This window comes from Gordonia sp. B8661-1 (assembly GCF_059427765.1).
This window is the reverse complement of sequence record NZ_JCAHRL010000003.1, coordinates 212,097-233,306: the sequence shown is the minus strand read 5'-3', so window position 1 is coordinate 233,306 and position 21,210 is coordinate 212,097. Positions and strand designations below refer to the sequence as shown.

The 21,210-nt window shown below is 68.8% G+C and carries 19 protein-coding genes; 7 read left to right on the top strand and 12 right to left on the bottom strand.

The window, feature by feature from the left end:
- Window positions 1-133: 133 nt before the first annotated feature.
- From infB to rimP, 4 genes are all read right to left on the bottom strand, one after another.
- Window positions 134-2,935 carry a translation initiation factor IF-2 gene (gene infB, locus AC4JJG_RS08540; RefSeq protein WP_495400891.1) on the bottom strand — a complete coding sequence of 934 codons (2,802 nt, stop codon included), beginning with the start codon at window positions 2,933-2,935 and terminating at the stop codon, window positions 134-136.
- Window positions 2,936-3,014: 79 nt separating this feature from the next.
- Window positions 3,015-3,395, bottom strand: coding sequence for a YlxR family protein (locus tag AC4JJG_RS08535; protein ID WP_495400892.1), 381 nt, complete (start codon window positions 3,393-3,395; stop codon window positions 3,015-3,017).
- Window positions 3,396-3,439: 44 nt separating this feature from the next.
- On the bottom strand, window positions 3,440-4,501 hold the full coding sequence (nusA, locus tag AC4JJG_RS08530; protein ID WP_495400893.1) for a transcription termination factor NusA: 1,062 nt from the start codon (window positions 4,499-4,501) through the stop codon (window positions 3,440-3,442).
- An 89-nt stretch (window positions 4,502-4,590) separates the two neighbouring features.
- Window positions 4,591-5,127, bottom strand: coding sequence for a ribosome maturation factor RimP (rimP, locus tag AC4JJG_RS08525; protein ID WP_495400894.1), 537 nt, complete (start codon window positions 5,125-5,127; stop codon window positions 4,591-4,593).
- Window positions 5,128-5,333: 206 nt separating this feature from the next.
- Between rimP and AC4JJG_RS08520 the strand changes: the two genes are divergently transcribed.
- The 3 genes from AC4JJG_RS08520 to AC4JJG_RS08510 all read left to right on the top strand — a co-directional run bounded on the left by AC4JJG_RS08520 (window position 5,334) and on the right by AC4JJG_RS08510 (window position 7,939).
- Window positions 5,334-5,852, top strand: coding sequence for a hypothetical protein (locus tag AC4JJG_RS08520; protein WP_495400895.1), 519 nt, complete (start codon window positions 5,334-5,336; stop codon window positions 5,850-5,852).
- Window positions 5,849-6,280: a ferritin-like domain-containing protein gene (locus tag AC4JJG_RS08515; protein ID WP_495400896.1), complete on the top strand. Its 432-nt coding sequence runs from the start codon at window positions 5,849-5,851 to the stop codon at window positions 6,278-6,280. The genes AC4JJG_RS08520 and AC4JJG_RS08515 overlap by 4 nt, the downstream gene beginning before the upstream one ends.
- Before the next feature lie 213 nt (window positions 6,281-6,493).
- Window positions 6,494-7,939, top strand: a complete 1,446-nt coding sequence (locus tag AC4JJG_RS08510) for an NAD(P)/FAD-dependent oxidoreductase (RefSeq protein WP_495400897.1) — start codon at window positions 6,494-6,496, stop codon at window positions 7,937-7,939.
- A gap of 30 nt (window positions 7,940-7,969) precedes the next feature.
- On the opposite strand, the gene AC4JJG_RS08505 is transcribed toward AC4JJG_RS08510, so the two are convergent.
- The gene (locus AC4JJG_RS08505; protein WP_495401034.1) at window positions 7,970-9,703 is read right to left on the bottom strand and encodes a proline--tRNA ligase; all 1,734 of its coding nucleotides are present in this window, start codon (window positions 9,701-9,703) and stop codon (window positions 7,970-7,972) included.
- 40 nt (window positions 9,704-9,743) lie between these two features.
- On the opposite strand from AC4JJG_RS08505, the gene yaaA reads away from it, so the two are divergent.
- From yaaA to AC4JJG_RS08490, 3 genes are read left to right on the top strand one after another with little or no spacing between them, the layout of a single operon-like run.
- On the top strand, window positions 9,744-10,484 hold the full coding sequence (gene yaaA / locus AC4JJG_RS08500) for a peroxide stress protein YaaA (RefSeq protein ID WP_495400898.1): 741 nt from the start codon (window positions 9,744-9,746) through the stop codon (window positions 10,482-10,484).
- Window positions 10,485-10,504: 20 nt separating this feature from the next.
- Entirely contained in the window at window positions 10,505-11,104 is a 600-nt protein-coding gene (locus AC4JJG_RS08495; RefSeq protein WP_495400899.1) for an AAA family ATPase, read from the top strand.
- A gap of 33 nt (window positions 11,105-11,137) precedes the next feature.
- Window positions 11,138-11,872, top strand: a complete 735-nt coding sequence (locus AC4JJG_RS08490) for a phosphotransferase (RefSeq protein ID WP_495400900.1) — start codon at window positions 11,138-11,140, stop codon at window positions 11,870-11,872.
- A gap of 12 nt (window positions 11,873-11,884) precedes the next feature.
- Here the strand turns inward: AC4JJG_RS08490 and AC4JJG_RS08485 are convergent, their stop codons facing one another.
- The 4 genes from AC4JJG_RS08485 to AC4JJG_RS08470 form a co-directional block, all read right to left on the bottom strand.
- Window positions 11,885-13,402, bottom strand: coding sequence for a DHA2 family efflux MFS transporter permease subunit (locus AC4JJG_RS08485; RefSeq protein ID WP_495400901.1), 1,518 nt, complete (start codon window positions 13,400-13,402; stop codon window positions 11,885-11,887).
- Window positions 13,403-13,501: 99 nt separating this feature from the next.
- Window positions 13,502-14,761 (bottom strand): uroporphyrinogen-III C-methyltransferase, encoded by a 1,260-nt coding sequence (cobA, locus tag AC4JJG_RS08480; RefSeq protein WP_495400902.1) that lies wholly within the window; start codon window positions 14,759-14,761, stop codon window positions 13,502-13,504.
- Between the two features lie 63 nt (window positions 14,762-14,824).
- Window positions 14,825-15,253, bottom strand: a complete 429-nt coding sequence (locus AC4JJG_RS08475; protein ID WP_495400903.1) for a hypothetical protein — start codon at window positions 15,251-15,253, stop codon at window positions 14,825-14,827.
- Window positions 15,250-16,242 (bottom strand): acyl-ACP desaturase, encoded by a 993-nt coding sequence (locus AC4JJG_RS08470; protein WP_495400904.1) that lies wholly within the window; start codon window positions 16,240-16,242, stop codon window positions 15,250-15,252. Before AC4JJG_RS08470 ends, AC4JJG_RS08475 begins: the two co-directional genes overlap by 4 nt.
- Before the next feature lie 185 nt (window positions 16,243-16,427).
- Here AC4JJG_RS08470 and AC4JJG_RS08465 point away from each other — a divergent pair, with 185 nt between their 5' ends.
- Window positions 16,428-17,126 (top strand): response regulator, encoded by a 699-nt coding sequence (locus AC4JJG_RS08465; RefSeq protein WP_495400905.1) that lies wholly within the window; start codon window positions 16,428-16,430, stop codon window positions 17,124-17,126.
- A 336-nt stretch (window positions 17,127-17,462) separates the two neighbouring features.
- On the opposite strand, the gene AC4JJG_RS08460 is transcribed toward AC4JJG_RS08465, so the two are convergent.
- From AC4JJG_RS08460 to cobO, 3 genes are read right to left on the bottom strand one after another with little or no spacing between them, the layout of a single operon-like run.
- Complete coding sequence (locus AC4JJG_RS08460; RefSeq protein WP_495400906.1) at window positions 17,463-19,112, bottom strand: GAF domain-containing sensor histidine kinase; 1,650 nt, start codon at window positions 19,110-19,112, stop codon at window positions 17,463-17,465.
- A complete protein-coding gene (locus AC4JJG_RS08455) occupies window positions 19,109-20,566 on the bottom strand; it encodes a cobyrinic acid a,c-diamide synthase CobB (RefSeq protein ID WP_495400907.1) in 1,458 nt (485 codons plus the stop codon). The genes AC4JJG_RS08460 and AC4JJG_RS08455 overlap by 4 nt, the downstream gene beginning before the upstream one ends.
- Window positions 20,560-21,177, bottom strand: coding sequence for a cob(I)yrinic acid a,c-diamide adenosyltransferase (gene cobO, locus AC4JJG_RS08450; protein ID WP_495400908.1), 618 nt, complete (start codon window positions 21,175-21,177; stop codon window positions 20,560-20,562). The genes AC4JJG_RS08455 and cobO overlap by 7 nt, the downstream gene beginning before the upstream one ends.
- Window positions 21,178-21,210 lie beyond the last annotated feature (33 nt).

Genomic DNA, 21,210 nt, shown 5'->3' with positions numbered 1-21,210 from the left:
CTACTCGTTCCTTTCGAGATGAGACGGGCTCGCCCCCTTCGCGATCACCGCACGGTGCGCACTCTGCGGTGCGCGGTGCCGTGACCGCGAAGGGGGCATGATCCGAGTATGCGGAACCATAGGTTCCACAGTCTCAGTCGCGAGCCTTCTCCTGCAGTTCGTAGCTCTCGATCACATCATCGACCTTGATGTCGCTGTAAGTGACCGTGAGGCCACATTCGTAGCCTTCGCGGACCTCGGTGACATCGTCCTTCTCGCGTCGCAGCGACGAGATCGTCAGATTTTCCGCGATCACGACATTATCGCGCAGCAGTCGCGCCTTGGCGTTGCGACGCATGATGCCCGACTGGACGAGGCAACCGGCGATGTTGCCGACCTTCGACGACTTGAAGATCGCGCGGATCTCGGCGCGGCCGAGCTCCACCTCTTCGTAGACCGGCTTGAGCATGCCCTTGAGCGCGCTCTCGATCTCGTCGATGGCCTGGTAGATCACCGAGTAGTACCGGATGTCGACACCCTCGCGGTTGGCCAGCTCGGTGGCCTTGCCCTCCGCACGGACGTTGAAGCCGATGATGATCGCATCCGAGGCCGCCGCCAGGTTGACGTTGGTCTCGGTGACGCCGCCGACACCACGGTCGATGACGCGCAACGACACCTCGTCGCCCATGTCGATGCCGAGGAGCGCCTCCTCGAGGGCCTCGACCGTACCCGAGTTGTCGCCCTTGAGGATCAGGTTGAGCTGGCTGGTCTCCTTGAGAGCCGAATCCAGGTCTTCCAGGCTGATCCGCTTGCGGCTGCGCGCGGCCAGCGCGTTGCGCTTGCGCGCATTGCGGCGGTCGGCGATCTGCCGAGCGGTCCGGTCCTCTTCGACGACCAGCAGGTTGTCGCCGGCACCGGGCACCGACGTGAAGCCGATGACCTGCACCGGACGCGACGGCAGTGCCTCGTCGACGTCGTCGCCGTGCTCGTCGACCATGCGACGGACACGTCCGTAGGCGTCGCCCGCGACGATCGAGTCGCCGACCTTGAGCGTGCCGCGCTGCACCAGCACGGTCGCCACCGGTCCACGGCCGCGGTCGAGATGCGCCTCGATGGCGACACCCTGTGCGTCCATGTCCGGATTGGCCCGCAGGTCCAGCGAGGCGTCCGCGGTCAGGAGGACCGCCTCGAGCAATGCGTCGATGTTCTCGCCCTGCTTGGCCGAGATGTCGACGAACATCGTCTCGCCGCCGTATTCCTCGGGGATCAGCCCGTATTCGGTGAGCTGTCCGCGGATCTTCGCCGGGTCGGCGCCTTCCTTGTCGATCTTGTTGACCGCGACCACGATCGGCACGTCCGCGGCCTGCGCGTGGTTGACCGCCTCGACCGTCTGCGGCATGACACCGTCGTCGGCCGCGACCACGAGGATCGCGATGTCGGTGGCCTTCGCACCACGGGCACGCATGGCGGTGAACGCCTCGTGACCCGGGGTGTCGATGAAGGTGATCAACCGGTCGTCGCCGTTGAGGTGGGTGTTCACCTGGTAGGCACCGATGTGCTGGGTGATGCCACCGGCCTCGGCCTCGCGGACATTCGCCTTGCGAATCGTGTCGAGCAAGCGGGTCTTGCCGTGGTCGACGTGACCCATGACGGTGACCACCGGCGGACGCTGCTCGAGATCGTCCTCGCCGCCCTCGTCCTCGCCGTAGGTGAGGTCGAAGCTCTCGAGGAGCTCACGATCCTCGTCCTCCGGGCTGACGACCTGGACGGTGTAGTTCATCTCGGAACCGAGCAGCTCCAGCGTCTCGTCGTTGACCGACTCGGTCGCCGTGACCATCTCACCGAGATTGAACAGCGCCTGCACCAGCGACGCCGGGTTGGCATCGATCTTGTCGGCGAAGTCGGACAGCGACGCACCGCGGGCGAGGCGGATGACCTCGCCGTTGCCACGCGGCAACCGCACGCCACCGACGACCGGCGCCTGCATGTTCTCGTACTCGGCGCGTTTCGCCCGCTTCGACTTGCGACCCCTGCGCGGAGCACCGCCGGGACGACCGAACGCACCCGCGGCGCCACCGCGTCCACGACCGCCGCCGCCACCGGGGCGACCACGGAAGCCACCGGGAGCACCGGCACCGGGCGCACCGCCACCGCCGCCGCGGTAGCCTCCGCCACCGCCGCCGCGACCGCCGCCGGGGCCGCCACGGCCGCCGGGACGCGCGTCGGGCCGTGCGGCACGACTGGGCATGGCACCCGGGTTCGGGCGCGGGGGCATGCTGCCGGGGCTCGGACGGGGACCGCCCTGACCCGGACCGGGACGGGGACCGCCCTGACCGGGGCCGGGACGTCCGGAACCGCCGGGACGGGCACCGCCGCCGCCGGGGCGCGGTCCGCCCTGGCCGGGTCCGGGACGCGCTGCAGGCGGACGCGGAGCCGGCGTGGGAGCCGACGAATACGGATTATTGCCGACGCGCGGGGCACGCGGGCCGGGCTTCGGGCCGGGCCGGGGACCCGGACGGGACGGAGCAGCCTGTTCCTCGGCACGGGGGGCCTCGGCCGGCTTGGCGGCCGCAGCGGGTGCCTGCGGAGTCGGTGCGGGAGCCGCCGGAGCCGGGGTGGGCGCGGGAGCCTGCTCGGCAGCGGGTGCGGCCGGCGCGGACGGCTTGGGGCCCGGACGCGCCGGACCCGGCTTGGCGCCCGCACTGGGCGAACCGGGCTTGGGAGCACCCGGCTTGGCCGAGGTGCCACCGGACGGCTTCGCGCCGGTGCTCTTGCCGCCGGACTCTGCGCCGCCGGCCTGGGGGAATGATTCACGCAGTCGACGGGCCACGGGGGCCTCCACCGTCGACGACGCGGATTTGACGAACTCGCCTTGTTCCTTCAGACGCTCGAGCACCTGTTTGCTCGTCACGCCGAGTTCTTTGGCCAGTTCATGAACGCGGGCCTTGCCTGCCACTGCTCTCCTCACTCGGAGGTCGAGCGGGCTGCCCGCTACGACCTCGGTTTACTTCCGAAACGTGCTCATCGTGGGTTCTTCACGGTGTGCTCATGTCTTCTGCTACCTGTTCTGGCCGTTCGGCCATCTTCTTCGTGATCTCGTCGATCGATTCGCCGAGGTCGTCGGGTGACACGGCGAGGCCGGACACCCGAAGTGCCGGGCCAAACGCCCTGCGCCGCACCGCCAGTGCCAAACAGTCACTGTCCGGGTGCAGCCAGGCGCCCCGTCCCGGCATGGTTTTCGCGAGATCGACGACCAGTTCCGGCGGTTCGGCATCCTTGCGGACGACGAGTCGGACCAGTCCTGTTGCTTCGGTTCGTTGTCGACATCCGATGCACATGCGGACCGGAATGCGGTGACCGTTGACGTCGGTGGACATCGCCGGATTCGCCGGTGTCGACAGCGTTCGCTGAACCATCGATCAGTCTAGCGCGCGACGACTCGCCATGGACAATCGGCCGGTCACTCGGTGTGTACGGCTTCGGTGCCGCCGCCCGCGGGCGCCTCAGAACTGCCCGTCGCAGCGGATGCCACCTCCGGGTCGGCATCGGAGCGGATGTCGATCCGCCATCCGGTCAGACGTGCCGCCAGACGGGCGTTCTGCCCTTCCTTGCCGATGGCGAGCGACAGCTGATAGTCGGGGACGACGACGCGCGCCGCGCGAGCCTCCCGATCGATGATCTCCACCGAGACGACCTTCGCCGGCGAGAGGGCGTTGCCGACGAAGACCGCCGGGTCGGTGTCGTAGTCGATGATGTCGATCTTCTCCCCGGCGAGTTCGCTCATCACGTTGCGCACCCGCTGACCCATCGGACCGATGCAGGCCCCCTTGGCGTTGAGCCCCGCGACGCCGGTGTGGACCGCGATCTTCGATCGGTGCCCGGCCTCGCGGGCGACCGCGACGATCTCCACGCTTCCGTCCGCGATCTCCGGCACTTCGAGCGAGAACAGTTTGCGCACCAGATTCGGATGCGTTCGCGACAGGGTGATCTGCGGTCCGCGCGCCCCGCGGGAGACGCCGACGACATAGCACTTGATGCGGTCGCCGTGCGTGTAGGTCTCGCCGGGCACCTTCTCGGCGGGCGGGATGACGCCCTCGGTGCTGTTGGCGTCGCTGCCGATCGCGACGACGACCATGTCCCTGGCGTTGGCCCGCGCGTCCTGCTGGACGACGCCGCCGACGATCTCCCCCTCGTGCGTCACCAGGTCGCCGAAGTTCTTCTCGTTCTCGGCATCCCGCAGACGCTGCAGGATCACCTGCCGCGCGGTGGTGGCGGCGATGCGCCCGAAGCCCTCGGGGGTGTCGTCCCATTCGTGGACGACCTCGCCCTGCTCGTCGAGCTCCTGCGCCATCACACGCACCGCTCCGCTCTTGCGGTTCACGTCGATGCGGGCGTGGGGCGCGAAACCGTCGGTGTGCCGGTACGCGGTCAGCAGTGCGGTCTCGATGGCCGTGATCACGGTGTCGATCGAGATGCCCTTGTCGGCCTCGATCATCCGCAGTGCGTTGATGTCGATGTTCATCGCGGTGTGCTCCTATTCACTTGTCGCTCCTATTCATTTGTCATAGTATTGATTGTGCGCCGGAAGCGCCTCGGCCGGTAGGACCTCGGTCAGCCGTCGGATCGTCGTCGCGCGATCTCTGCCTCGTCGAGTCCGCACGCCGCCAGTTCGGCGGGGCCGGGACGTGAGAAGTCGACCTGCACGGCGGCCTCGAGGACCGCGTCGAGAGGGATGTCGACGGTCGCGATGCGTCCACGATCGTTGCGCACCAGCCGGATCCGATCGCCGTCGAGCTGCCCGACGCGCCCGTTCCACGTCTGTTCTCCGTCCTCGGCCGAGTATCGGACGGCCACCTTGCGACCGAGGGCGCGGCGCCAGTGACGGGGTTCGGTGAGTGGGCGGCCGACGCCGGGCGACGTGACCTCGAGCGTGTAGGGCTCGGATCCGAAGACGTCGGCCTCGTCGAGACGCTCGGAGACCTCGCGGCTCAGGTCGGCCAGCACGTCGAGATCACTGCCGCCGTCACGGTCGACGATCACCGAGACATCGTCGCGCGGTCCGCTGACCCGCACCTCTTCCAGATCGAATCCACGGGCGGCGACAACCGGCTCGACGATGTCTCGTACCTGTTCACTGGTGACGTGCACGATGACCTTTCGTCGCCCCGGATGTGATGGCCCCGATGACCGTGCCACTCCCGGTCATTCCCGTCGTTACTGCCCTCAACGGAACCATCATCGTAGTGGATCACCCGAAACCGCCCCAATCGCCGCGTCGCGGCGGTCGCGGCGGTCGCGGCGGAAAACGCAGCCGCGGTCGCCGGTCCGGCGGATCGGCGGTCGCGGCTGGCATCATGTGTCGGGTGACCTCTCCCCTGACTCGGCGCACGGTGCTGCGCGGCGGGCTCGCGGTGGCCGGCGGGGCCGCTGCGACGGCGCTGCTCTCCTCCTGCGACCGCGGCCCCACCCCGGAACAGATCACCGCGGCCGCGCTGCTGCCACTGGTCGACGCCGCACTGGCCGACCAGGAAGCCGCGCGGACACTGGCCGCGCAGGCCACGGAATACGGCAGGGCGCTGCAGGTCATCGGCGAACAACGCGGGCAGCACGCCCGCGGCTTCCGTGAGGAGATCATTCGCCTCGACCAGCGCACGGCCGACCGCATCACCACCCCCTCACCGGCCTCACCCACTCCGGGAGCGCCGTCGGCCGACGCCTCGGCGACCGCGGCGATGGCCGACTTCCGTCAGCGTCTCACCCGGTCGGCCCGCACTGCCGGCGACGCGGCCGCCGATCTGAACGGCTACGCGGCCGGGCTGGCGGGCGCCGTGAGCGCGTCGATCACCTCGATGGTGGAGGTCCAACTGGCATGAGCGACACCACCGACGCACTCGCGAAGGCCGTCGAGGCCGAGAACGCCGCGATCTTCACCTACGGCGTGAGCACGGCGTTCGTCACCTCGAAACGACGCGACACCGTTGCCGAATACATTGCGGCACATCGAGTTCGGCGAGATGCCCTGGCGTCGGCCCTGCGCGCGGCCACAGCCGACGTACCCCCTCCCGCGCCCGGCTACACCCTGCCGGTGACCGTGCGTGACACGACGACCGCCACCCAGGCCGTCCTCGCGGCGGAGGAGGATTGCGCGGTCGCATACCGCTCGCTCCTCGAGCGCGCGGACGACGCGCGGATCCGCCGCCTCGGTCTCGACGGTCTGACCGAGACCACCGTGCGCGCGGCATCCTGGCGTGCGCTTCTGCGCATCAGTCCGGCAACGGTCGCCTTCCCCGGCATTCGCTGACCGCGACCGGCATCGCCGTCGTATCGACGGTGTGACCGAACAGACGGCATCATCTGCCGACGAGGACGCGCGTGGGGAATCGCCACCGCCGCGATGTCGTTGGTTAGTATCGGTAACTGCGACTGGCGAGGCCGGAATGAACCGGCGTGGAGCACAAGTCCGAGGCATCGACCGCCTGGGTGTCCCGAGAGAATGCTTCCGGAGGACTGTCGCATGGACAACGCAGCCACACGCTCATCAGCCACGCACCGTCATCGCGTGGTCATCATCGGATCGGGATTCGGCGGACTCACCGCGGCCCGCAAGCTTCGCAAGGCCGATGTCGACGTCACGGTGGTCGCCCGCACCACCCACCATCTGTTCCAGCCACTGCTGTATCAGGTGGCGACCGGTCTGATCTCCGAGGGCCAGATCGCGCCCGCGCTGCGTGTGGTGCTGCGTCGCCAGCAGAACACCAGTGTCGTACTCGGCGACGTCGAGAACATCGACGTCACGTCCCGGACGGTCACCTCCCGGCTACTGGGCCGTGTGACGGAGACTCCGTACGACAGCCTGATCGTGGCCGCCGGAGCCGACCAGTCCTACTTCGGCAACGACCGCTTCGCCGAATTCGCGCCCGGACTCAAGACCATCGACGACGCCCTCGAACTCCGGGGCCGCATCCTGGGCGCCTTCGAACAGGCCGAACTCTCCGACGATCCGTCCGAACGTGACCGGCTCCTGACCTTCGTGGTCGTCGGCGCGGGCGCCACCGGTGTGGAGATGGCCGGGCAGATCGCGGAAATGGCGCGCACCACCCTGAAGGGCGCCTTCCGGTCGATCGATCCCACCGAGGCCAAGGTCATCCTGCTCGACGCCGCCGATGTCGTGCTTCCGCCCTACGGCGGAAAGCTCAGCGCCCGGGCGAAGAAGCGCCTCGAGAAGCAGGGCGTCGATGTCCAACTGGGCGCGATGGTCGTCGACATGGATTACCACGGCCTGATGGTGAAGGACCCCGACGGCACCACCCGTCGCATCGAGAGCCAGTGCAAGGTGTGGTCGGCCGGCGTCTCGGCGAGCCCACTCGGACAGCAGCTCTCCGAGCAGAGCGGTGTCGAGCTGGATCGCGCGGGACGCGTGAAGGTCGGCTCCGACCTGACCATCGACGATCACCCCGAGGTCTTCGTGATCGGCGACATGGCCGCCGTCGACGGAGTGCCGGGTATGGCGCAGGGCGCGATCCAGGGCGCCAAGTATGCCGCGAGTGCCATCCGTGACGGGCTGCGCGGCGCGCAGCCGTCGGAGCGAAAGCCGTTCTCCTACTGGGACAAGGGGTCGATGGCGACGATCTCGCGGTTCAGCGCGGTCGCGAAGATCCCCATCCCCGGTACCAAGCGCAGCATCGAGATGTCGGGTTTCCTGGCCTGGGTCGGCTGGCTGTTCCTGCACCTGATGTACCTCGTCGGGCACCGCAACCGGTTCATCACGTTCGTCGACTGGACATTCGCGTTCACCAGTCGCAGCCGCAATCAGCTGGCCGTCACCGAGCAGCAGGTGTTCGCGCGCAACGCGATCGGTGAACTGGTCGACCGCGGCAAGCCGGGCGCGGAGAGTCCCGGCGCCGAGGACACCACGGCCGAACTCGACGACCCCGATGCGGAGGCGGTGACCGTCGCCTGAACCGTCACCGCGCTGACGGTCGCCCCGCGATCAGCCGCGCACGGCGGCCGTCACCGCGGTCACGGCATCGTCGACCGGGACCTCGGTTGCCTCGCCGGTGAACCGGTCGCGGAGTTCGATGGTTCCGGCCGCGTAACCGCGCCCGACGACCACGACCGTCGGCATCCCCAACAGCTCGGCGTCCTTGAACTTGACACCCGGAGATGCCTTGCGGTCGTCGAGCAGCACCGACAATCCGGCCGCGTCCAGGTCGGCGGCGAGTCGTTCGGCACCGTCGATCGCGGTCTGATCCTTGTTGGCGATCACCAGGTGAACGTCGTAGGGCGCCACGGACTTCGGCCACCGCAGGCCCTTCTCGTCGTGGCTCTGCTCCGCGATCACCGCGACGAGCCGCGACACGCCGATGCCGTAGGAGCCCTGGGTGAGTCGTACCGGTTTGCCGCTCTCCCCCAGCACGTCGACCTCGAAGGCGTTGGTGTACTTCTGCCCGAGCTGGAAGATGTGGCCGATCTCGATGCCCTTGGCGCTCACCAGCGGCCCCTTGCCGTCGGGTGACGGATCGCCGTCCCGGATCTCGGCGGCCTCGATGGTGCCGTCCGGTGTGAAATCGCGTCCGGCGATCAGACCGACGTAGTGCTTGCCGGACTCGTCGGCGCCGGTGATCCAGGAGGTGCCGTCCGCCACACGGGGATCGACCAGGTAGCGGATACCGTTGGCGGCGAGCGCTTTCGGTCCGATGTACCCCTTGACGAGGAAGGGATTGGCGGCAAAGTCGGCGTCGTCGAGGAGTGCGACCTCGGCAGGCTCGAGTGATGCCTCGAGCCGCTTGACGTCGACCTCCCGGTCACCGGGCACTCCGACGCCGACGATCTCCCAGTCCTCCGCACCCGCGTCGCGCACCTTGACCATCACGTTCTTCAGCGTGTCCGCGCCGATGTAGGTGTGCTCGAAGGTCGCGTTGGCCCACTGCACCAGCTTCTCGATGGTCGAGGTGTCCGGGGTGTCGTAGACCTGCGCGGCCGGCGCGTCGTCGAACGGAATGGGCTCCGGCGCCGGGGTGATCACGGCCTCGACATTGGCCGCGTATCCGGAATCGAGGCACCGGACGAAGGTGTCCTCACCGACCTCGCTCTCGGCGAGGAATTCCTCCGACGCACTTCCGCCCATGGCACCCGAGGTGGCCGAGACGATGACGTAGCGGACCTCCAGACGGCGGAAGATGTTCTGATACGCCTCACGGTGCGCGTTGTAGGCGGCCTTCAGTCCGTCGTCGTCGAGATCGAAGGAGTAGGCGTCCTTCATCACGAACTCGCGACCGCGCAGGATGCCCGCACGCGGACGCTCCTCGTCGCGGTATTTGGTCTGGATCTGGTACAGGATCACCGGCAGATCCTTGTACGACGAGTACTCGCCCTTCACCAGTTGCGCGAACAGTTCTTCGTGCGTGGGGCCGAGGAGCATGTCGGCTCCCTTGCGGTCCTGCAACCGGAAGAGGTTGTCGCCGTATTCCGACCAGCGGTTCGTCGTCTCGTACGGATCCCGGGGCAGCAGCGCGGGCAGCAGGATCTCCTGCGCGCCGATCGCGTCCATCTCCTGACGGACCACCTCTTCGACGGCCCGCAACACCCTCAGCCCGAGGGGCAGCCAGCTGTAGACACCTGGCGCCACCCGCCGCACATAACCCGCGCGCACCAGCAGTTTGTGGCTGGGCACCTCGGCATCGGCAGGGTCGTCGCGGAGGGTCCGCAGGAACAGGGTCGACATCCGTGTGATCACGATTCCCCAGCTTAGTTATGGTGATGCCGTGCTCGTCATCCTCCCTCCCTCCGAGACCAAGTCCGACGGCGGACGCGGTGCTCCGCTCGATATCGCGACACTGTCGTTCCCGGAGCTGAACCCGATCCGGCAGCGGATCGCCGACGCGATCGTCGAACTCTCCGCCGACCTCGATGCCAGCCGCGAGGCGCTCGGGCTCGGCCGCACCCAGCTCTCGGAGATCGACCGCAACGCCGACCTGTGGGAGTCGCCGACCCGGCCGGCCATCGAGCGCTACACCGGCGTGCTCTACGACGCCCTCGACCACGGGTCCCTGACGCGCGCGGGCAAGACCAAGGCGGCCGACCGTCTGGCCGTCGGCTCGGCGCTGTTCGGCGTCGTGCGGGCCGCCGACGCGATCCCGGCCTATCGGCTGTCCGGCGGATCGTCGCTGCCCGGCCTGCCGACACTGGCGTCGATGTGGAAGCCGGATCTCTCGAAAAGCCTTGACGCGGTTGATGATTTCGTCGTCGATCTCCGGTCGGGCAGCTATCAGCAATTGGGACCGGTGGCCGGCGCCGTGACCGCGACGGTGATGACCGAGGCGGCCGACGGGACCCGCAAGGTTGTCAGCCATTTCAACAAGCACTACAAGGGTCTGATGGCACGCGAACTGGTGCGCACCCGCCGCACCGTGCGCGACGTCAACGGTCTGGCGGCGGTGCTCTCCGACGCCGGTCAGCGTGTGGAGATCCCGGAGTCCGACCGGATCGTCGTGCTCACCGACTGATCGCCGCTACCCTGGGCGCAATGCTCGTCTGGATCAACGGCGCCTTCGGCGCGGGCAAGACACAGACCGCCTTCGAACTGCAGCGTCGCCTCGACGGCGCGCATGTCGCCGACCCCGAACTCATCGGCTACGGCATTCACCGCATGTTGCCGAAGCACGCGCGCGCCGACTTCCAGGACCGGCCGCAATGGCGTTCGGCGGTCGTCGCAACCCTGGCCGATGCGGTGGAGGCCACCGACGGCCCCGTCCTGGTGCCGATGACTCTCGTCGACCCCGCGTACTTCGACGAGATCATGGGCGGCCTCGCCGCACGCGATGTGGATGTCCGGCACGTCACGCTCGCCGCGACGCCGGACACCCTTCGCCGGAGACTGGGCACCAGGTCCGCGGCGTGGCTCGGCCGGAACGAGAGCTGGGCCGTGCAGCAGATCGACCGGTGCACGACCGCGCTCGCCGAATCCCGCTTCGCCGAACACATTCCGACCGACGATCACACCATCGACGAGGTCGTCGAGGACATCGCCGACCGCACCGGACTCCCGCTCGTCCGCCCGCGTCTACGGCCGTTCCGATACCAGCTCAGGCGAATCTCGGTGGGCATCAAGCACATCCACTTCTGATCCCAGTCATCGCCATCTACCGAGAGCAGGACAGTGACGAGCGCGATACCCGATCACGCCATCCCCGCCCGGGTGATCGAGCTGGCGGGCAACGATCCGATCACGCCGGTATGGGCGAATGAGGCAGGCGGGATCACCTATCGTCTGGGCACCGGGGCGACCGACCGTTATCTGAAATGGCAACCGCCGCATCCGGAAATCGATCTCGCCGAAGAGGCCCGGCGACTCACGTGGGCCGCACCCTTCACGACGGTGCCGCGCGTCCTGGCCCTCGGCACCGACGGTGACGCCGCCTGGTTGATCACCGCCGGTCTGCCCGGGGTGTCCGCGGTGCAGGACCCGTGGCTCGACCGACCGGAGGTCGCGGTGCGCGCCGTCGGCCGCGGTCTGCGCATGCTGCATGACCGGCTTCCGGTCGACACGTGTCCGTGGACCTGGTCACCGGCCGAGCGGATCGCGGACGCGGAATCCCGCGGTATACGGGTGCCCGCGGCATTCGCCGACGCTCCTCCCGCGGATCGTCCGGTGGTCTGCCACGGCGACGCCTGCTGTCCCAACACACTGCTCGATGCGGACGGTGAGGCCTTCGCACACGTCGACCTCCGATGGCTGGGCGTGGCCGACCGGTGGGCGGATATCGCGGTCGCCGCGCTCAGTACGGAGTGGAACTTCGGTGCCGGGTGGCAGGACGCCCTCATCGAGGGCTACGGCGTCGCACCCGATCGCGACCGCATCGCGTACTACCAGGAACTCTGGAACGCGACCTGATCCGGCCGCGGCTCAGGAGCGCTGCTCGTCCAGTTCCAGCGACGCATTGGCCGCTTCCTGGGCGGCCTGCCCTTCGGCCACTTCCTCGGGTGTGAAGCGCATGAACAGCACGACCACCGCGGCGACGACCGCGATCGCCGCGCAACTCGCGAACGCCAGACCGTAGCCGTCGGCCTGAGCCGCCAGCTGCGCGGGATTCATGTCCTCGACGGGACCGGTGGTGCCGCCCCTGGACAGCGCGCGCGAGGTGACCGCGGCACCCACCGCGACGAGGCCGATCGCACCACCGAGCTGCTGCGCGACCTGCGCCAGCGCGGTCAGCGGACCGATCTCGTTCGGACCGACACCTGCGACCACCGAGAGGGTCAGCGGGATGACCGCGAAGCCGACACCGAAACCGATCACGACCACCGGGATGGCGATGCTCGGGAAGTACGACGGCGATTCCGTGGCGATGGCCGAGGCGTACAGACACCCCGCCAGGATGACCGCACCACCGAACAACACCAGCCACCGCGGCTGCATCATCAGCGCCAGTTTCGAGCTGATCGCCGCGGCGATGCCGAGGCCGAAGGCGAACGGGACCACGGCCATACCGCTCTGGAAGGGCGTGTACTTCAGGATTCCCTGGAGGTAGAGGGAGATGAAGACGGCCATGCACATCATGATCATGCTGGCGAACAGGATGGCCGTGAGTGCCGCGACCCGACTGGGATTGTCGAAGAGGGAGAACGGGAGGATCGGGTTCTTCGCCCGGCGCTCGACCACGATGAAGGCCAGCAGCGCGAGGGCACCCAGAATGAAGGACACGACCACCACCGGGCTGGTCCAGCCGTTCGGGCCTTCGTTGACCGCCAGCACCAACAGTGTGCAGCCCACGGTTCCCAGGATCGCGCCCGGCACGTCGAGCGACAACCGGTCGCCCTGCGATTCGCGGAGCACCAGCAACGCGCCGACGCCCACCAGCACGCCGATCGGCACGTTGATCAGGAAGACCAGTCGCCAGTGCACCTGGGCCAGGACACCGCCCAGGATCAGACCCGCGACCGAGCCGATACCGGTCATCGCCGCGTAGATGGCGAAGGCCTGACTGCGCGGCTTACCCGGAGCGAAGGTCGTGGCAACCAGCGCCATCGCGGTCGGCGCGGCGATCGCGGCCGCCACGCCCTGCAGGGCACGCCCGAGGATCAGGGTCGGCTCGTTCCAGGCCAGACCACAGAACAGAGATGCGACGGTGAACAGGCCGACACCGAGAACGAACATGCGTTTGCGGCCGAAGGTGTCACCCAGTCGCCCGCCCAGGAGCATCAGCCCGCCGAAGGCCAGCACGTAACTGGTGATGATCCAGTTCGCACTCGACTCGGACAGGGTGAGCGCCTCGCGGATCTTCGGCAGGGCGAGCGCGGCGACGGTGCCGTCGAGCACCATCAGCAACTGCATTCCGCTGAGCACCAGGATCGCGGGTCCGAAAACGCGTGCGTAGGGCGTTCCGGCGCCGGCGGCGCTGCTCGACGTTTCGGGTGCGGACATAGTGATCGACGCTACCGGCCGGATGGACTCATGTGCCAATCCCCGTTGGTCGGATCGGGTTCCGCCGATCGCCCTGGCCCGCGGCCCGCACGGGCCCGATCACACGTCGGCATCGGTGAAACCGGCCACCGCCCCGATCACCACGATCGCCGGGGGACGCAGGTCGTTGTCACGCGCGGCGGCCGCGGCACCGGCGAGATCACTGCGCAGCACACGCTGACTCGGCAGCGAACCGTTCTCGATCATCGCGACCGGGGTGTCGGCCGGTTTGCCGCCCTCCAGAAGCGCGCTCGCGAACGCGTCGACCCGCTCGACCGCCATCATCAGCACCAGGGTGCCCCGCAGCCGGGCCAGGGCCGCCCAGTCGGTGAGCGAATCGGGGTGGCCCGGAGCTACGTGCCCCGATGCGATGACCACCTCATGCGTCACCCCACGGTGGGTGACAGGGATCCCGGCGGACGAGGGTACCGCGATCGGACTGCTGATGCCGGGGACGACGGTGACCGGCACCCCCGCCTCGACACACGCCTGCAGTTCTTCGAAGCCGCGACCGTAGACGTACGGGTCGCCGCCCTTGAGGCGGACGACGAACTTCCCCTCGGTGGCGCGGTCGACGAGTACCGCGTTGATGGCCTCCTGCTTCATCGCGCGCCCGTAGGGCACCTTCGCCGCGTCGATGATCTCCACCTGCGGCGCCAGCTCCGCCAGAAGTTGCGGTGGGGCCAGGCGATCGGCGACCACCACGTCCGCGGCCTGCAGGAGGCGCAATCCGCGCACCGTGATCAGGTCGGGATCGCCGGGACCGCCGCCGACGAGCGCCACCCCGGGTGGGTGCGGGGCATCGTCGAGGTCGAGCGCGGTGCCCTCGGCCAGTGCGCGGCCGATCGCGGCACGCAACGCCGCGGACCGTCGATGATCGCCTCCGGCGAGAACGCCGTAGTGCAACTCGGTCCCGTCGCGGCGATCACGGTGGCGACCGGTGGCGGGAGTGACCGCGGTGCCCCGGCGCGCGTCATCGGCACGCACGCAAAAGGTATGGCGCGCTTCGGCATCCGCGACGACCTGGGCGTTGACGACCGGATCGTCGGTGCAGGCGATGACGTACCAGGCGCCGTCCAGATCACCGTCGGCGTAGGCGCGCCGCAGCACCGTGATGCCCGGTGTGGACTCCACCGCGGGTGTCGGGTCGACCGCGATCACCCGGACGTCGGCACCTGCGGCCTGCAGATTGGGGATTCGCCGCTGGGCGACGGAACCACCGCCCACCACCACGACCGGACGTCCCCGCAGATCCAGGCCCGCCAGATAGTGGCCGCCTGCGGCGTCCTCCACTGAGCGGCCCTCGGTCACTTCTGACATGGGATAAGAGCCTACCGACCCGGGTCACGGCCGTCGGACGCGGTCACGGACGGCCAGGCGGTCTTAGAGCGGCAGATGTCCGAGACGGCGCAGCACCGACCAGACGTCGGCGGTGGGGACGCCGAACCGGTGGGCCGACGACTTGATCAGCGTGGCGAGCAACACCGACGCGGCATACTCCCCCTCGGCCGGATCGTCGGCGTGTGCGCGGATCTCGTTCCACCAGGTGACGTTTCCGCAACTGGCCGCCTCGGCCATCGCGATGGCGGTGTCGAAACCGGGGATCCGCTCGTCCCCGACGACACCGCCGTCCGGGACCGGACGGTCGGCGGCGGTGTCGTCGGCATCGGAGCAGGCGCAGGACTCACAGTCACCACACCCACCCGATGCCTGGCCGGCGGACGTGGGGCCCCCGACAGCCAGGTTCATGACGGTCCCGGACGATCGGGACCGGGACAGGGGGTTGAATCGGGGATCATCGATGACGGTCATGACAACTCCGATTCGGCCTTGCCCTTGGCGCGGGCACGCGCCAGCGCACGGTCACGGGATTCCTCGAACTTCGTGACCTTCACATTCATGTCCTCGAGGAAGGACGCGAGCAGATCTCGGTAGTGCTCGCCGAGCGGGCCGAAATCGTCACGTTCGAAGATCCGCCACTTGCGGAGCACCGGCATCACGACCTCGGACATGTGCTGAGGCAGGTCGTAGATGCCGCTCTTGGCGATGAGCACCGCGTTGCGACGGAAGTTCGGCATCGTCGCGCCGGGCATCTGGAAGTTGGAGACGATGCCGTAGATCGCGGCCATCGCCTCGTCGGGCACCAGATCCAGCGCGCCGGCCACCACGTTCCGATAGAAGAGCATGTGCAGGTTCTCGTCGGCGGCGACACGCTGCAGCATGCGATCGGCGATGGGATCGCCGCAGGCCTTGCCGGTGTTGCGGTGGCTGACGCGGGTGGCGAGTTCCTGGAAGCTCACATAGCTGACCGCGAACAGCATGTCGAAGCTGTGGTCACGCTGACCGTCGTCCTCGGGCAGCGGGTTGAAGCCGTGCGTCATGTGCTGCATCCGGATGTCCTCGAGTTCCACCGGATCGACACCGCGCGTCACCACGAGGTAGTCGCGCATCACGATCGAATGCCGCATCTCCTCGGCGGTCCACCGCCCGACCCAGAAACCCCATGCGTCGTCGAGCGAGAAGTTCTCGGCGATGACGCGGTGATACGACGGCAGGTTGTCCTCGGTGAGCAGGTTGGTGATCATCGCGGCCTTGGCCGTTTCCGACAGCTGCGACTGCTCCGGATCCCAGTCGATTCCGCCCAGGGCGGCGAAGTTGCGGCCGTCATCCCACGGCACGTAGTCGTGCGGATGCCAGTCCTTGGTCATCTTCATGTGACGCTCGACCTCGGTCTCGCACACCGGGAGCAGTTCCCGGAGCAGGTCCGAGCCGGTCATTGGCGAACCGATCAGGCTGGTCATCGTTCTCCTCCACTAGCGGTACTGACGCTCCACCAACCCTGCCCCGCAACCGTTGTCCCGGCGTGAGCCGAAAGTCCCGTGGGCGATGGGTCTCAGGTCGTGAATTTCCGCGTTATCACCGACGACCTGCGACGATGCGACGTAGTTGCTGCTCAGGAGGCCCGCACTGCGGTAGCGTCTGCGTCATGTCCGATGCCGGCCCCAACGCCCCCGAACCGATGCCCGCGGATCCCGACGCCGCGCCGGTGCGCGTCTATCTCGTCGACGATCACGAACTCGTGCGGCGAGGACTGCGCGATCTCCTCGGTACCGCGGAGGACATCGAGGTGATCGGCGAGGCCGCCTCGGTCGGTGAGGCCCGGGTCGGCATTCTCGCGACGAAACCCGATGTGGCGGTGCTCGATGTGCGTCTGCCGGACGGCAACGGCGTCGAATTGTGCCGCGACGTCCGGGCCGTCGAGCCCTCGGTCCGCTGCCTGATGCTGACCAGCTATGCCGACGACGACGCGCTGCTCGCCGCTGTCCTGGCCGGGGCATCGGGCTTCGTGCTCAAGCAGATCCTCGGGCACAATCTCGTCGCGGCCGTGCGCACGGTCGGCCGGGGCGGATCACTGCTCGACGATCGCAGCACCGCGGCGCTGCTCGCGCGTCTGCGGGACGACAAGAACTCCGCGGCCGATCCGCTCGCCGAACTCACCCATCAGGAGCGCGAGGTGTTCAACCTCGTCGGCGAGGGCCTCACGAACCGGCAGATCGCGGAGCGAATGTTCCTGGCGGAGAAGACCATCAAGAATTACGTGTCGCGCATCCTGTCGAAGCTCGACATGCAGCGCCGCACGCAAGTGGCCGTGATGGCCACCAAGCTCCGGGGTGGCCGCTCCTGAACTCTCTCTCCCGCTGACCGAGTAGCTGCCGAGCCGCCCGGCGAGGCAGCGTATCGAGATCCGGCGCAGGAGATCTCGATACGGCGGCTCGCGGCGCTCGCGGCCTACTCGATCAGCGGACGCCGAGCAGCGCGCGAACAACCCCGACGACGGTCACAGACCGCGACCAGCATCCCACGAACATCCCGCCGCGCCACCCTCTCCCGCTGATCGAGTAGCCGCCGAGCCGCCAGGCGAGGCAGCGTATCGAGATCCGGCGCAGGAGATCTCGATACGGCGGCTCGCGGCGCTCGCCGCCTACTCGATCAGCAGGTCGGCAGCAGGGAATCAGACCGGTCAGCCGGTGAGCGGCACCGACCACGTGAGGGTGGTGCCGCGTTTCGGTGAGGTCGTCACCGAGAAGGTGCCGTCGCACTGGTCGGCGCGGCGGGTGAGGTTGTCGAGCCCGCTGTAGACGACGTCGGAGCCGATGCCCGCGCCGTCGTCGGTGATCTCCACCGACAACACGTCGTCGTCGGCGGCGACCGCGATGTCGATGTGCTGGGCGTCGGCGTGACGCAGGGCGTTGGAGAGACCTTCGCGGATCACCGCATCGATATGGGCGTCAAGGGATTTCGGGACCACGGTGTCGACCGGACCGGCGAATTGCACGCCCGGGGCGATCGGTGCGTGTGCCGCCAACTCGGTGACGATGTCGAGCACGCGGCGGCGCAGCGTCGTGGTGTCGTTGTGTGCGGCCCCGGTGGTCTGCAGGTCGAAGATCGACGTGCGGATCTGTGCGATGGTGCGGTCGAGATCCACGACGACCTGCTCGAGCCGGGCCGAGGTGGCCTTGTCGGCCTCCGAGCGGTCCACGCGTTGTCCCGCCGCGTGGGCCGCCATCATCGTCTGCACCGACATCCCGATCGCGAACAGTCTCTGGATCACATGGTCGTGCAGATCCCGCGCGATGCGGTGACGATCCTCCAGCAGTTCGAGGTCGCGGGCCAACTGCTGTTGCGCGGCGTATGCCACGGCCAGCGAGGCCACCTCGGCGACACCGGCGAGGCCCGATGCGTCCTCCTCCTCCCACGCCGGGCGCGTGGTGTGCGTGATGATGATGGACCCGAAGGAACCCGAGGCCCGCGACATCGGCTGGATGGTCACCCAGCGGGCACCGCCGCGCACCAGATCACCGGGCATCTCGGCGGCGGGCAGCACGGTCCGGCTCGACACGGTCGGCACCGCGGGCTCGGCATCGGAGAGTTCGCCTCCGGTGTGTGCCACGACCGAGAGGTCACCCGATTCGTCGGTCAGGAGAAAGACGTCGACGGCGTCGGCGAGGTCGGCCACGTCGACACACAGCCGGAACAGGGTGTCCGACAAGGCGATTCCCGCGAGCGGCTCGGAACCCCGGCGGGCGATCACCTGCATCCACCGGTGGCGTACCCGCGCACGTTCGAAGAGCCGGGCGTTGTCCACCGCGATCCCCGCCGCCGTGGCGAGCACCGCCACGAGCGCCTCGTCCACCTCGCTGAACTCGTCGGCCGAACGCTTCTCGGTGAGATACAGACTGCCGAAGACCGCACCGCGGATGATGATCGGCGCCCCGAGGAAGGTGCTCATCGGCGGATGATTGGCCGGGAAGCCGACCGACGCCGGATGATCGGCGAGGTCGGTGATGCGCAGGACGTCCTCCTGCTCGATGAGCACTCCGAGCACGCCGTGCCCGACGGGGAGGTGTCCCATTTTCGCGCGCTCGGCCTCGTCGATGCCGATGTGGACGAACTCGCTGAGACCACCCGCCGGTGCGCGCACTCCGAGCGCGCCGTACCGGGCACCGAGGACGTCGGCCGCGACCTCCACGATGCGCTGCAACGCCTGATCCAGCTCAACGCCCTGCCCGACCACGAGAACCGCCTCGAGCAGATCGCGCAGGATGCTGGGGTCGTCGACGCCGTGCCGGGTGAGTGCGTCGAGCGCGTCGCTGAGTCGTGGGCTGGTCATCCGAGCCGCTCCTTGGCTTCCGTTGGTTCCGATCCCCGCCCCTGGCCTCCCGCGCGGCCCGCGGCACGGACGAACCGCGCCACGGCGGAAGGATATCCGGCGGGGTGGACGTGAAGGTAGGAGGCATGGACCGAACCCGACACGATGCCGTGTTCCCCGGGGCGTCCGGCGTGATCCCGCCACGCCCAGGCCGCCTGCCCGGGCGCGGTCCGCGTGATCGTCGACCGATGGAATTCGTGTCCGGTCACCCGTGCCCCGGTGCAGTGGACGACCGAATCGGCGAGCGCGACCGCATCCCGGTAGCCGAGGGTCAGCGCCGGACCGAAGGTGCCCACGGCGTCGATCACCCCGGCCATCGGGTGGCCGTCGAGTTCGGTCGCGAGATAGAGCAGCCCGGCACATTCGGCGACGACCGGCCGGCCGGCCGCCACATGGGCGCGAAGGTCTGCACGCAGATGCTCGTTGCCGGACAGCGATTCGGCGTGTTCCTCGGGGAACCCGCCGCCGATCACCACACCCGCCGCGCCGGCCGGCAGACGGTCGGTGAGCGGATCGAAACCGGCGACGTCGGCGCCCGCGGATGCCAGGAGCTCGAGGTGCTCGGCGTAGCCGAAGGTGAAGGCCGCTCCCCCAGCCACGGCGATCAACGGACGGTCCCCCGCGGCCGCGCCGTGGTGGTCGTCGGCCGCAGCGATCGCATCGTCCGGCGACCACGCCCCGGCAGACGGACCGGTGGACGTACGCGCTGCGGCGACGATCGCCGGGATATCCAGTGCCGCACCGACCGTCGCGGTCATCGCATCGACCGCACGCACGGCGTCGGCACGGCGTTCGGCCGCCGGGATCAGCCCGAGGTGGCGGGACGGCACCTGCAGCGACGGATCCCGTCGCAGCACGCCGAGCACCGGCAGTCCGACGCGGGCACATGCCTGCCTGAGTACCGTTTCGTGCCGGGGCGACCCGACGCGGTTCAGGATGACCCCGGCGATCCGGATCGACGGGTCGAAACCGATGAAGCCGTGGAGCAGCGCCGCCACCGACTGGCTGTGCCCCGCCGCATCGACGACCAGGACGACCGGCGCACCGAGCAGTCGCGCCACATGCGCGGTCGACCCGAAGGCCGCGGGCCCGGCCGCCCCGGCATCGTCCCCGTCCGCGATGCGACCGTCGAACAGACCCATCACACCTTCGACGACGGCGATGTCGGCGCCCGCGCAGCCCGCGCGGAACAGCGGACCGACGAGCTCCTCACCCACCAGATTCGGATCCAGGTTGCGTCCGACGGTCCCCGCGGCGACCGCGTGGTAGCCGGGATCGATGTAATCGGGCCCCACCTTGAACGGCGCCACCCGATGGCCTGCCGCGCGTAACGCCCCGATCAATCCGGTGCTCACGGTCGTCTTCCCGCTCCCCGACGACGGTGCCGCGACGACCACCGCGGGCGTGTTCACCACTCGATGCCCTTCTGGCCCTTCCGGCCGGCATCCATGGGGTGGGCGACCTTGCGCATCTCGGTGACCAGATCGGCGGCATCCATGAGCGACTGCGGGGCACGGCGCCCGGTGATGACGACGTGCTGCCGGCCGGGGCGGTCGCGCAGCGTTTCGATCACCTCGTCGGTGTCCACCCAGCCCCAGTCCAAGGGATAGGTGAACTCGTCGAGCACGTAGAAGTCGTGTGCCTGCGCCGCGATCCGCGAACGGATCTCCGCCCACCCGGCGGCCGCGGCCGCGGCGTGGTCGTCGGCGTGTTCGGTGCTGGCGCGCAGCCACGACCAGCCCTGTCCCATCTTGTGCCACTCGACCGGCCCGCCGACGCCGGTCTGCTCGTGCAGGTCGCCGAGTGCGGTGAGCGCGGTTTCCTCCCCGACGCGCCACTTGGCGCTCTTGACGAACTGGAACACCGCCACCCGCATACCGGCATTCCACGCGCGCATCGCCATGCCGAAGGCCGCGGTGGATTTTCCTTTGCCGTCACCGGTGTGAACGGCGAGCACCGGCTGATTGCGGCGCTGCCGGGTGGTGAGGCCGTCATCGGGCACCGACTGCGGAACTCCTTGCGGCATCTGCTCTCCTGGCTGTTCGGGGGACGGGGACGT